The 11,924-nt window shown below is 56.4% G+C and carries 10 protein-coding genes; 3 read left to right on the top strand and 7 right to left on the bottom strand.

The genetic code is table 11. From position 1 onward, the window contains the following. Positions 1–60: 60 nt before the first annotated feature. The 3 genes from HNR65_RS06865 to HNR65_RS06855 form a co-directional block, all read right to left on the bottom strand. On the bottom strand, positions 61–1,155 hold the full coding sequence (locus tag HNR65_RS06865; RefSeq protein WP_181550733.1) for an ABC transporter ATP-binding protein: 1,095 nt from the start codon (positions 1,153–1,155) through the stop codon (positions 61–63). Between the two features lie 36 nt (positions 1,156–1,191). Then, on the bottom strand, positions 1,192–2,289 hold the full coding sequence (locus HNR65_RS06860) for an ABC transporter ATP-binding protein (protein ID WP_181550732.1): 1,098 nt from the start codon (positions 2,287–2,289) through the stop codon (positions 1,192–1,194). 441 nt (positions 2,290–2,730) lie between these two features. Further along, entirely contained in the window at positions 2,731–3,570 is an 840-nt protein-coding gene (locus tag HNR65_RS06855; RefSeq protein WP_232364685.1) for a DeoR/GlpR family transcriptional regulator, read from the bottom strand. Between the two features lie 204 nt (positions 3,571–3,774). Between HNR65_RS06855 and glpA the strand changes: the two genes are divergently transcribed. From glpA to glpK, 3 genes are all read left to right on the top strand, one after another. Then, on the top strand, positions 3,775–5,340 hold the full coding sequence (gene glpA, locus HNR65_RS06850) for an anaerobic glycerol-3-phosphate dehydrogenase subunit GlpA (protein WP_181550731.1): 1,566 nt from the start codon (positions 3,775–3,777) through the stop codon (positions 5,338–5,340). A 53-nt stretch (positions 5,341–5,393) separates the two neighbouring features. Beyond that, positions 5,394–6,683: a glycerol-3-phosphate dehydrogenase subunit GlpB gene (glpB, locus tag HNR65_RS06845; RefSeq protein WP_181550730.1), complete on the top strand. Its 1,290-nt coding sequence runs from the start codon at positions 5,394–5,396 to the stop codon at positions 6,681–6,683. 97 nt (positions 6,684–6,780) lie between these two features. Further along, the gene (gene glpK, locus HNR65_RS06840; protein WP_181550729.1) at positions 6,781–8,292 is read left to right on the top strand and encodes a glycerol kinase GlpK; all 1,512 of its coding nucleotides are present in this window, start codon (positions 6,781–6,783) and stop codon (positions 8,290–8,292) included. Here glpK and HNR65_RS06835 read toward each other — a convergent pair. The 4 genes from HNR65_RS06835 to HNR65_RS06820 are packed head-to-tail and all read right to left on the bottom strand — an operon-like array spanning position 8,289 to position 11,888. After that, positions 8,289–9,194 (bottom strand): MBL fold metallo-hydrolase, encoded by a 906-nt coding sequence (locus HNR65_RS06835; RefSeq protein ID WP_181550728.1) that lies wholly within the window; start codon positions 9,192–9,194, stop codon positions 8,289–8,291. The two genes, glpK and HNR65_RS06835, sit on opposite strands and share 4 nt — an antisense overlap. 9 nt (positions 9,195–9,203) lie before the next feature. Continuing rightward, entirely contained in the window at positions 9,204–9,926 is a 723-nt protein-coding gene (locus tag HNR65_RS06830; RefSeq protein ID WP_181550727.1) for an enoyl-CoA hydratase/isomerase family protein, read from the bottom strand. A gap of 18 nt (positions 9,927–9,944) precedes the next feature. Further along, positions 9,945–10,841, bottom strand: coding sequence for an EamA family transporter (locus tag HNR65_RS06825; RefSeq protein ID WP_181550726.1), 897 nt, complete (start codon positions 10,839–10,841; stop codon positions 9,945–9,947). A gap of 18 nt (positions 10,842–10,859) precedes the next feature. Further along, entirely contained in the window at positions 10,860–11,888 is a 1,029-nt protein-coding gene (locus HNR65_RS06820) for a zinc-dependent alcohol dehydrogenase (RefSeq protein WP_181550725.1), read from the bottom strand. Positions 11,889–11,924 lie beyond the last annotated feature (36 nt).

Below are 11,924 nucleotides of genomic sequence, written 5' to 3'. Positions count from 1 at the left end.
AGTTCCCCTTGAAAATGTTGTCCGCGGAAATAACCGAATTCAGGGCTTGCGGATACCGCCTCAGATAATTCTTTGTTCGTTATAAAACAGATTGATCTTGTCTTCCGGAAACCCCAGCCAGACCCGGTCTCCTTCCCGAATATTGATGGATTCGGTCACCCTGGTCTTGATCCGGGAGCTTTCCCGATCACAGGTCAGCACCCTGTAGGCGCCGGTGTCTTCGATCACTGCAACCGTAAATGCCACGGCCCGGTTTTTTTCCCCCGCAGCCACATCCAAAAATTCCGGCCTTATGCCGAATTTGAAATCCTTTCCGTAAGAAGCCATCTTTTTCTTCATCCCTTGGCCAATGGGCAGCTCAAAATCGGCAAATTCCAATCTGTCCTCCTCCAGGCGGCAATCGAGCAGATTCATCCCCGGGCTGCCGATAAAATAGCCGATAAACGGGGTGGCCGGCTGGGCGTGCAGCTCTTCCGGGCTTCCCTTTTGAATGAGGCGTCCGTCTTTGACGATGGTCACATTGTCTGCAAAGGTCAGGGCCTCGTGCTGGTCATGGGTGACATAGATCATGGTTTTTTTCAGCCGGTTCTGAACCTCCCGGAGCTTTCTTCGCAGTTCCCCCTTAAATTTGGGATCAATGACCGTCAGGGGCTCATCCAAAAGCACGGCCGCCGTATCTTCTCGCACAATGCTTCTGCCAAGGGAAATCTTCTGCTTGTCTGCGGCATTCAAACCCGTGGTCCGGAATTTTAACCGATCGGCCAGCCCGAGGACCTCAGCGGTTTCCTCCACTTTTGTTTTCACGGTTTTTTCCGGGGTTTTTTGATTGCGCAGGGGAAAGGCCAGATTGTCAAACACGTTCATGCTGTCATAGACCACCGGAAACTGAAACACCTGGGCGATTTTGCGCTCCCTGGGGGCAAGCCCTGTGACATCTTTTCCGTTGACCCGGACACGGCCGGCGGTGGGATACAGCAGTCCGGAGATGATGTTTAAAATCGTGGTTTTGCCGCATCCGGAAGGCCCGAGCAGGGCGTTGGCACTGCCGTCGGGCCAGGAGATGTCCAGCCCGGAAACCGCATATTCCCGCTGGTCCTCGGGCTTCGAGGAGGAATCATAGGAATGGGAAATGCCTTCAAGCTCGATTCGGGCCATGGTTTTCCTCCATACCCGGCAGCCGGCCTGTGCCGGTCAGGCAAAGGTTTTAAAGGCCAGCTGCCTTGTTGCCCTGTCAAACAGAAACAGCCGGGAAGGATCCAGGTAAACGGTTATCTGCGTTCCGATGGGAAACCTGGCCACCTCCTGCATGAGCACCACAAACACCTGTCCCTGATGACGGACATGCAATTCCGTATCCGAGCCGAGTTCCTCGGCCAGTTCCACGGTGGCGCTGAAGGCAATCAGATTTTCCCCTTTTTGAGCGGTATAAAGATTGTATGCGCGGATTCCCACCAAATACTGCCCATGCGCCAGCCTGTCCCGGAATTGGGTGACATCGATTGCAATTTCTTCTGAGATGCGAAGAAAAATCCTGTCCTGCTCTGTTGTCACATCGGCTTCCATGATGTTCATGGTGGGATAGCTGAAATAGGCGCCCACTTCCACCGAGGCCGGATTCCGGTAGACATCCTGAAGGGCTCCGTACTGCAGCACCCGGCCGTCCTGGAGATAGGCCACATGCGTTGACATGGAAAGGGCGTCCACGGGCTCGGGCGTGGCATAGACCACGGCCCCGCCCTTGTGGGTCAGAAGGCTTTTAAGCTCCCCGCGCAGTTCCTCGCGCAGCTTATAGTCCAGGTTGGCCAGGGGTTCGTCGAGAAAAACAAACCGGGTATCCTTGACCAGGGCCCGGGCAATGGCGGTGCGCTGCTTCTGCCCGCCGCTGACTTCTTCCGGGTAATGACCCAGCACCCCGGTCAGACCGAGAAGCTCGGCATTATGGCGCACTTTTTGATCAATATCGGCTTTTGTATGCCGGGTTTTGGAAACCCGCAGCGGAGAGGCGATGTTTTCGTATATGGTCATGGACGGGTAATTGACAAACTCCTGATAGACCATGGCCACGTTTCTTTTCCGAACCGGAACCCGGGTGACATCGGCGCCGTCATAATGCACCCGGCCCTTATCCGGGCGGTCGATGCCGCACATGATGCGAAGAAGTGTTGTCTTTCCGGCACCCGTGGCCCCGAGAAGGGTTACAAAGGCACCGTCCTCGATTTCCATGGACACATCGCGCAAGGCGGGGGTTGCCTCGTAGGACTTTTCAATGTTGAAAACAGCGATTCCCATTTCAAGGTTCTCCCTGAAAAATCGCAAACCGCGTCCCGGAAATGCGGACAACCGGGCAAAAAAAGCAAAAATCGCTCTATGCGGAGATTGTTACCGTTCTGTGCCCATTGCTTATCCCATCCCTATCAGATCAAACAAGATTTCACAAGTGAAAATTATAAAAAATATTTAAAACAATTTTCGGAAATGATCAATCCGATGCGCCTGGAAAAATCTTCTAAGTAACATCAAAAAAGTTGCTGTTCGTGCTTGGTTCTATAATTTTCGCATGATGCCGACCCGGTGGGGGTTTGCTCCCTGCTGACCGCTCGCGCGCTCAATGCGACTCGCAAACCACCCCCGGGCCGGCATCATGGCCGACTGTGTGCAAAGTTTCACACCAAAGGAATCCAGAGCAGCACATCCAAGTCTTCGAAGTAACTGCAGAAAAGTTATTTTTTATCAGACCACGAAAAGTTCCACTTCCGCACGCTCCAGGGTCTCCATGAGCGGTGCAGGGGGCCGGCGGTCGGTAAACAGGGCGTGAATCTCTTCGATGTTTCCCAGGCGCACCATGGCGTTTCTGCTGAATTTGGTGTGATCCGCGGCCAGAAACACCTTTCGGGAATTGTCAATGATGGCCCGGGCTGCACGCACCTCCCGGTAGTCAAAATCCAGCAGCGTGCCGTCGGAATCAATGCCGCTGATGCCGATCACCCCGAAATCCACCCGGAACTGCTGGATAAAATCAATGGTCGCCTGCCCGATCAGCCCCCCGTCCCGGTGCCGCAGAAGACCGCCGGCCACAATGACCTCAATCTGCTCGTTGGCCGACAAAATATTGGCCACGTTCAAATTGTTGGTGATCACTGTCAGGCGCTTGTGATCCACAAGGGCCCGGGCCACGGCCTCGGTGGTGGTGCCGATGTTGATGAAAACAGATGCATGATCCGGAATCTGGCCTGCAAGCAATTGCGCGATCTGCTGTTTTTGCCGGTAGCACATGATCTTGCGCTCGGTATAGGCAACGTTTTCCGTACTCGATGCCACCCCGGCTCCGCCGTGAAAACGCTGAATCAGCCCGTCTTCGCTCAATAGATTAATATCGCGGCGGATGGTCTGGGGTGTAACAGCAAACTCCCTGGCCAGGTATTCTATGGTCACAAACCCCTGGGCCTGAACGATCCTTTGAATCCCCAAATGGCGGTCCGCCGGGCTCAGCCGGGCCTCGGATCCCGGCGCTGTCCGCCCGGAACTTTTCTTTTCAACGGCCATGAACTCAGACAAAGATCGGGATGCCATGGACACTCCTGAAAACGGCTGCTTCCGGCTGTGCCGCGCATTGCCGGATGTAATAAAACGAAAGGCTTATTTTCATTTTCGAAAATTTGTACGTGACATATCGCATTATTTGTGGTATTATTCGGATAAATTTTCGTTTTTGTCAAAATCAGCTTAACATCCCATGGCTGTCTTCACAAGCAAAAACCCTGCTAAGGGGGGCTGATGCAGACCTGTGTACTGATCATCGGCGCCGGGGCGACCGGCACCGCCCTGGCCCGCGACCTTTCCCTGCGAGGGATAGACTGCATCCTGGTTGAAAAGGGTGACGTCAATGCAGGGGCCTCCGGGGCCAACCACGGACTTTTGCACAGCGGCGCCCGGTATATCGTCTCTGATCCAGCCGCGGCCGCGGAATGCCATGCGGAAAACCGGATTTTAAAACAAATCGCCCCCCAGTGCATTGAAGACACAGGCGGTCTGTTTGTGGCCGTGCAGGGCGATGATGAAAAATATATCGCCGATTTTCCAACAGCCTGCCAAAAGTGCGGCATCCCTGTTCAACCCCTGAGCCCGGACCAGGCCCGGGACATGGAACCGGCATTGTCAGAGCATGTGATCGCCGCATTTTGGGTCGATGATGCCGCCATTGATCCGTTTAAACTGTCGCTGGACAATCTCAGCTGCGCACAGGCGCACGGGGCACGCCTGCTTTGCCGCCATCAGGTCACATCATTTGAAATCAGGGGCGGCCGCATCGTCTGCACCCATGTCAGGGACCTGAACACGGACAAGCAATTTTTCATTGAAGCGCAAGTCGTGGTCAATGCCGCCGGCGCCTGGGCCGATATCATCGCCCGGTGCGCAGGCGCACAAATGCAGATGTATTATTCCAAGGGCAGCCTGATGGTCACGCAAAACCGCATCGCCAAACGGGTTATCAACCGCCTGCGCATGCCCACTGACGGCGATATCCTGGTTCCGGGGGGAACCGTGTCCATTCTGGGCACCACTTCCGAACGCGTGGCCTCACCGGACTTCATCTACCCGGAAATCCATGAAATCGATACCATTCTCGACCAGGGATCGGCCATGATTCCAAAATTGGCGCAAACGCACTATATCCGCGCCTACTGCGGGGTACGCCCCCTACCGGCGGGCTCTGAGATAACAAACCCGGCCCGGGATCCGGATGACCGGGCCGTGAGCCGGGGCTATGAGCTTATTGATCACCAGGATCAGCCCGAACAAATGGCCAACTTTGTTTCCATCACCGGCGGCAAGCTCACCACCTGCCGGCTCATGGCGGAAAAAACAGCCGATCTGGTGTGCGAAAAACTCGGTATCCAGGCTGTTTGCCGCACCCGCACCGAGCCTGTCCCGGATGCAGCCGAAGCAAAATGGACCAAGCCGGGCCTGGCCCCGGCGGCCTGGGTACGGGAAAACCGGTGCAAAGAACCCCTGCTTTGCGAATGCGAAATGGTTCCGGAAAGCGTTGTCAAGCAGATTGCAGACACCTTTGCCGCAAACCAGCAGCGGCCCGATCTAAAAGCGATCAGCCTGCGAAGCCGCATCGGCAAGGGTCCCTGCCAGGGAACTTTCTGCAGCATGCGCATCATGGCCTATCTATATGATCAGGGATACATAAACGACCGGTACGGCACAGATGATCTGCGCGCCTTTTTAAAGGAGCGGTGGCGCGGCCGGCAGCCCCTTGCCTGGAACAATGGCCTGGCCCGGGCCGAGTTGATGGAGGCAATGCACTGCGGCCTGTTTTGCCTGGAGCTGTAAACCATCATGACTTTACTGTTTCGCGCGGTTTTAACCCGGCCTGCGAGGATCAAATGAACAACCAGAAAGCCGATATTCACTGCGACCTGATGATCATCGGCACCGGCATGGCCGGCATGGCCGCAGCCTTGTTTGCCGCCGGACAAGACCTTGACATTGTCCAGGCCGGCCGGACCGGACAGCTCGGCTTTGCAAGCGGTCTGATAGACGTTTTGGGGATTTATCCCGTGGCACGGAGCAGGATTGTCAAAAATCCCTGGCCGGCCATTGCAGATCTTGGCCGCCATGAGCCGGCCCACCCATATGCAAAGATGGCAATCAGCGAAATTCAGACGGCCGTTGATACCGTGCTGGGTTTTTTTGAACAGGCGGGCTATCCTTACATGTATCGAAAAAATCAAAACATGATCATGCCCACGGCCGCCGGCACAGTGAAACCCACCTATGCCGCGGCCCATACCATGGCCCATGGACAGGCGGCCATGGCACACCAGCAACCATGCCTGCTCGTTGATTTCAAAGGGCTTAAGGGATTTGGCAGCCGGATGATCGCCGCAAACCTGGCCCGGACCTGGCCGGGACTTCGGCCAGTGACCATCGGGTTTCCCGAAGCCGGTACAGAGCTCCATCCGGAGCCCATGGCCCGGGCCCTGGAAACCGCCCGCATGCGCGAAAAACTTGCAGAAAACATCGCCCCGTACCTGGGCGATGCCGCCTGCGTGGCGCTGCCTGCAATTCTGGGCATTTCGCGCACCCAAAAGGTCACAAAAGAACTCAGCGGCCTTCTGGGGGTGCCGGTTTTTGAAATCTCCACCATGGTGCCGGGCGTTTCCGGTATCCGGATAATGGAAATCTTTCAGCAGCACCTGCCGGAAATGGGCATAAATGCTTTTTTTCAGCACAACGTGCGCAAGGCCTGCCGCAAAACCGGCGGCGGATGGGTATTTGAAGTGGGAGACCGCAGTCACTGGCGCCTTGTATCAGCCAGGGCGGCCCTGGTCTGCAGCGGACGGTTTTTGGGCGGCGGCCTGCATGCAGACAGAGCCGGAATTACGGAAACCATTTTCAACCTTCCGGTGGCCCGGGTCCCGGAGCGGGACTCCTGGCATCACCGGGACCTGCTGCATGCCGGGGGCCATCCGGTAAACCGGGCCGGCCTGGCTGTTGACACAAGCTTCAGGCCGGTGGATGACAACAACAGTCCGGTCTGGCCGGATTTGTTTGCAGCCGGCACGATTCTGGCCGGCCAGGACTGGATGCGCGAAAAATGCGGCAGCGGGCTATCCATTGCAACGGCATACGCTGCAGTCCGGGCTGCGCGCAGATTTCTTGAAAAAACCTAACTTCCGGGTCTTTTTCAGGGGTGCCGGCAGCGCTGCAATTGTGATAGGATCGACTCAAAATCCATTGATCAACTCAAACCAAAGGAGGTTTCCGGCCATGGGCGATTACATCGGGGCGTTGGACCTGGGCACCACCAGCAACCGCTTTATTGTTTTTGACCGGCGGGGCCGGATCGTGGGATCGGCCCAGAAGGAACATGAACAGATATTTCCCAGGCCGGGCTGGGTGGAGCACAATCCAGTGGAAATATGGGAAAACACCGGCGATGTCATGCGCGGGGCCCTTTCCAAAACCGGTCTGAAGGGATCCGACATCGAGGCGGTGGGTATCACCAACCAGCGCGAAACCACACTGGTATGGGACAGCCGCACCGGCAAGCCTTACATGAACGCCATTGTCTGGCAGGACACCCGCACAGACGAGATGTGCAACCGCCTGGCCGAAAACGGCGGCCAGAACCGGTTCAGAGAGAAAACCGGGCTTCCGCTGTCCACCTATTTTGCCGGGCCCAAGCTGCGCTGGATACTCGATAACTGCCAGCCCGCGCGCAAGGGTGCGCAAAAAGGCCAGGCCATGTTCGGCACGGTGGAGTCATGGGTTATCTGGTGGCTCACCGGCGGGCCCGGAGGGGGATCACATGTCACGGATGTATCAAACGCAAGCCGCACCATGCTCATGAACCTTGAGACCCTGTCCTGGGATGAGCAGATCCTCAACGCCTTCAACATCCCCGAATCCATCCTGCCGCGCATCGTTCCCTCCATTGACTCCGACACCTGGGGCACCACCCGCAAAGACGGTCCCCTGGGGGCGGAAGTTCCGGTCTGCGGTGCCCTGGGCGATCAGCAGGCCGCCCTGGTGGGCCAGGCCTGCTTTGAGGTCGGGGAAGCCAAAAACACCTATGGAACCGGGTGCTTTCTGCTTTTAAACACCGGGACCGAAGCGGTGGCCAGCCGCCATGGCATGCTCACCACCGTGGCCTACCAGGTACGCGGCGAAAAACCGGTCTACTGCCTGGAAGGCTCCATTGCCGTTGCCGGCGCCCTGGTGCAGTGGCTGCGCGACAATTTGAAATTCATCGAGCATGCCGCGGAAATCGAGCCTTTGGCCCGTTCGGTTGCCGATAACGGCGGCGCCTACATTGTCCCGGCTTTCTCCGGACTGTTTGCCCCGTACTGGCGCTCGGACGCCCGGGGGGTGATCGTTGGCCTGACCCGGTTTATCAAGCGGGGCCATATCGCAAGGGCCGTGCTTGAAGCCGTGGCCTACCAGACCCTGGATGTGGCCGAAGCCATGGAAAAGGATTCCGGGGTGAAAATGGACAATCTCAAGGTGGACGGCGGCATGGTGGTAAACGAGCTTTTGATGCAGTTTCAGGCAGACATTCTGGGCATCCCGGTGGTCCGGCCCAAAATCACGGAAACCACGGCCCTGGGGGCCGCGTCTGCGGCCGCCCTGGCCAGCGGGTTTGCCTCCGGTATCGGCGAACTCAAGGAAAACTGGGCCCTGGACAAAACCTGGCAGCCGCAAATGTCTGAAGAGCAGCGCAAAAAGGATGTCAAAAACTGGAAAAAAGCCGTTGACCGGACCTTAAACTGGATCGACTAGGCCAGCCCCTTTTGTTTGGCCACAAAATAAACCATCTGCCCGACGATCATGGAAATGATCTCTGCAGGCAGCAGATCCGAGGGCGAATTTTCCATTTTTTCGGCAACCAGGTCCTTTGCAGTTTTTTCCGGATCACCGGTCTGGGCCAGGGACTGCTCGATCCGGGTGCGGAATTCGGCTGCGGCAGAAATGGACCGATTTAAAAAATTTGCCGCCTCCTGACCGGTTCGCGCGCCATAATGCTCGGCAAGGTAGACGGCAATATCTAAGCCCGCCATTTTTTCAAGGCTTTGCTGATACTTGTCAAAATCGGAATTGGCCGCAGTAAAAATCTCGTCTCCGGCTTCAATGCCGCCGGCATCCGAGGCAAACAGGGCTTTTTGCTCAGGCACGTACACGGCAAGGCAGCACGAGGAATGACCCGGCACGGCCAGAATCTCCAGGGTCAGATCCCCGCAGGCGATCTTCTGGCCGTCTTCGAGCACCTGCTCCACATCGATGCCCTCAAAATCGGCATATCCTTTTTCTTTTGCATCATCGAGCCGGCCCCGGCGCTTTAGGGTCTCATGATTCATGGCATTGATGGTTTCAATCACTTTCGGTCTGGCCAGCATGGCCTTTGCCGGCGCGGATGCGGCCACGGCCGCACGGGGCCACTGTTTTTTGAAAAACGGTACAATGCCGCAGTGATCAAAATGGGAATGAAGAATCACGATCCTTTTGATCTTTTCCGTATCCACGGCCATCTCCCGGATCTGCTCCAGGACTTCGGGTACGATGTAGACCATTCCCCCGCCGATGATGGCAGCCTCGGTGCCGCCGTCGAGCAGATATACATTGGATTCCCGCCGGCCCAGCAGGGTGATGCGATCGGTTACTTTTCCCGGCTCCTTGATTTTCATACAACCTCCTTATTCAGTGACCATGAGGTTTACCGCATCGATATGCTCTGGATTTTCCCGGTCAATGATTTCAATGATGCGGCCGTGCATCCGTTTTTTGTGCTCTGCGAAAATGCCGCGCTTTTTGTTGAAAGATTTGGCAAACCCCATGGTTTCGGCCATGAGGTGTTCGGCGTTGTCGCAGGCCTTTTCAATCACGTGATGGGCTTCCAGCTCTGGGGCTGTGGCCCGCCGGCCGGTCAGTTTTAACTCGTTGAACTTCCAGCGGGGCACGGCCTTTTCAATAAAGGCATCCATGCCCGGCAGAAACGGAATGCCCAGGTCCACCTCCGGAAAACAGAAAAAACCCCGGTCGGATTTCATGAACCGGAAATCGCAGGCACAGGACAAAATGGCGCCGTTTCCGAATGCATGGCCGTTGATGGCGGCAATGGCGGGCACCGGTGCCAGCAGCAGTTTTTTAAACACCTCATCCATGCCGTAACAGAAATCCCGGATGGCCTGAAATTCCTGTGCAGCATATTTTTCCATCAGCCAGTTGACATGAATCCCGTTGGAAAAAAACTTGGGATCCGAGCTGGTCAGCACAATGGCTCGTGTTTCGGTATCTGCCACGGCCTCGTCCAAAACAGCATTCAGGGCCTGTGAAAAAGCCAGATCCTGCAGATTTTCATTGTTGTTCATATAAACAACAGCCACACCCTCATCCATCTGTCTGTATACAATCGCCATAACCGATCCTCCGTTTTGCTATCCGTTTGCCCACAGCCTTTTTTTTTCCACTCTCTGCTTGACCCAGGATTCGTTAAACCACAGGGCTGCCAGGATCAGCCCGCCGCCGGCCAGCAGGCGCAGCAAATCCGCCTCCCTGTTCCAGATCACCAGGTTGACCACAAGGCCTGCGGGCACCAGGGCGTTGTTCATGATGGCCAGCGCGCCGGCATTGACCAGGGTGGCCCCCTTGTTCCAGAGAAAATACCCGATGCCCGATGCCGCCACGCCCAGCCACAGCAAAACACCCCATTGAACGGCTGTTTGCGGCATCATGGCCATATCCCCCCAGATCAGCCAACCCAAAACCGCCACTGCCATGGCGCCGATATAGAAAAACCCGAACACCGAGTGCTGGGCAAAAACCTGCAGCCCGGCCTGCCGGCGCTTTTCCATGAGATTTTTATACCCCACCTGGCCCACGGCAAAACAGACATTGGCCCCCTGGACCAGCAGAAAACCCAGCACAAAATCCTGGCTTAAGGGGTTGTAGCGGATCACGGCCGCCCCGGCAACAGCAACCCCGGCGGTCACCAGGTACCAGAAGGTAAACCGGCGCCGGGCCGCGTCATAGAGCAAAGTGATATAAATCGGGGTAAAAACGGTAAAAAGCACGACTTCGGGTACGCTTAAAAAGGAAAAAGAATGATAAAAACAAATAAACATCAGCCCAAGCTGAACCGCACCAATGCCCATGAGCCGGACAGCCAGATTCCACGGCACCTTTTTCCAACGGATAAAGGGCAGAAACATAAGGGTTGCCAGAAACGTGCGCGAAAACACCGCAAAATAACTGTCCACCTGCCCTGAAAGATAGACCCCGATCAGGCTGAAGGAAAATGCCCATAATACCGTTACACCCCACAAATACGCCATCTTCGCCTCCTTTGAAATTTACGGCCGCACAACCGCCTTGACGATTTCGGAATCACCGGTATGCAGGTTTTCAAAAATATTTTGCAGATCGGCAAATCCCGCCCTGCAGTTGATCATCTGCGAGACATCAAGCCGCTTGTCTGCCATAAATCCCAGGGCCGTGTCAAAATCGTTGATCTCGTAAGCCATGGACCCCCTGAGCCGGATTTCCTTTGAGGTCAGCATCAGGGTGGACACCGACTGGTGTGAGAAATTAATGCCTGCAAGCACCAGAGCGCCTTTGGGCAGGAGGGCTGAAATGGCCGTTGCAATGCCCGCATCCGCGGCCGAAGTTTCAATGACCGCATCAAAACCACCATTGGAAGCCTTCTTGAGATTTTTTTTGAGCTTTTTGTCTTCTGCGTCAAAAGCCTGATCCACATACGGCCAGGTGCCGGCGTAGCTGAGCCGCTTTGGATTGCGTTCGCACAACCCCACCTGCGAAGCCCCGGCAATGCGGGCCCAGGCCGCGCTCAGCAAACCGATGGTCCCCCCGCCGATGACCAGAACCCTGACCCCCAACCTTATGCCGGCCTGTTTCACTGCATGAAAGGCCACTGCCGCCGGTTCCACCAGGCATGCAGCCTCGTCGGTGACGGTATCGGGCAGATGCCGCACCATATCCGGACGGCCGGCCACTTTTTCGGCAAACGCTCCGGGTGCGTTGTTTCCGGGTACGGGGCGGGTAAAGGCCCGGGGACACAGGTGAAACCATCCTTTTTCACACGTGGGACAGGCGTTGCAGGGATTTAGCGGAATATAGGTCACCCGGTCGCCCGGGGCAAGATCGCTTCTGGGCCCGGCATCGGCCACTGTGCCGGAAAACTCGTGGCCCATGATCAGCCCGGGCGCGCCGTCCATGCCTGTTCCCATTTCCCAGTAATGCAAGTCCGAGCCGCAGACACCGCAGGCCGATACATTGATGACAACATTTTGGCCGTCCGCTGCGGGATCGGGTTCTTCGGCCGGTTCAAGCACCCGGGGCCGGGTGAGTTTGACAACGCGCATATCCTGTTTTCCTTTTGCCTCTGATTGGGGAGAAGT

This window comes from Desulfosalsimonas propionicica, from assembly GCF_013761005.1.
Classification (GTDB): domain Bacteria; phylum Desulfobacterota; class Desulfobacteria; order Desulfobacterales; family Desulfosalsimonadaceae; genus Desulfosalsimonas; species Desulfosalsimonas propionicica.
The sequence above is the reverse complement of the archived record's forward strand: the minus strand, read 5'-3'. Positions and strand labels throughout refer to the sequence as shown.

What these genes read in the sequence shown, in the direction of transcription:
- HNR65_RS06865 (WP_181550733.1), bottom strand. Translation starts at nt 1,155, where the DNA reads ATGGCCCGAATCGAGCTTGAAGGCATTTCCCATTCCTATGATTCCTCC.
- HNR65_RS06860 (WP_181550732.1), bottom strand. Translation starts at nt 2,289, where the DNA reads ATGGGAATCGCTGTTTTCAACATTGAAAAGTCCTACGAGGCAACCCCC.
- HNR65_RS06855 (WP_232364685.1), bottom strand. Translation starts at nt 3,570, where the DNA reads ATGGCATCCCGATCTTTGTCTGAGTTCATGGCCGTTGAAAAGAAAAGT.
- glpA (WP_181550731.1), top strand. Translation starts at nt 3,775, where the DNA reads ATGCAGACCTGTGTACTGATCATCGGCGCCGGGGCGACCGGCACCGCC.
- glpB (WP_181550730.1), top strand. Translation starts at nt 5,394, where the DNA reads ATGAACAACCAGAAAGCCGATATTCACTGCGACCTGATGATCATCGGC.
- glpK (WP_181550729.1), top strand. Translation starts at nt 6,781, where the DNA reads ATGGGCGATTACATCGGGGCGTTGGACCTGGGCACCACCAGCAACCGC.
- HNR65_RS06835 (WP_181550728.1), bottom strand. Translation starts at nt 9,194, where the DNA reads ATGAAAATCAAGGAGCCGGGAAAAGTAACCGATCGCATCACCCTGCTG.
- HNR65_RS06830 (WP_181550727.1), bottom strand. Translation starts at nt 9,926, where the DNA reads ATGGCGATTGTATACAGACAGATGGATGAGGGTGTGGCTGTTGTTTAT.
- HNR65_RS06825 (WP_181550726.1), bottom strand. Translation starts at nt 10,841, where the DNA reads ATGGCGTATTTGTGGGGTGTAACGGTATTATGGGCATTTTCCTTCAGC.
- HNR65_RS06820 (WP_181550725.1), bottom strand. Translation starts at nt 11,888, where the DNA reads ATGCGCGTTGTCAAACTCACCCGGCCCCGGGTGCTTGAACCGGCCGAA.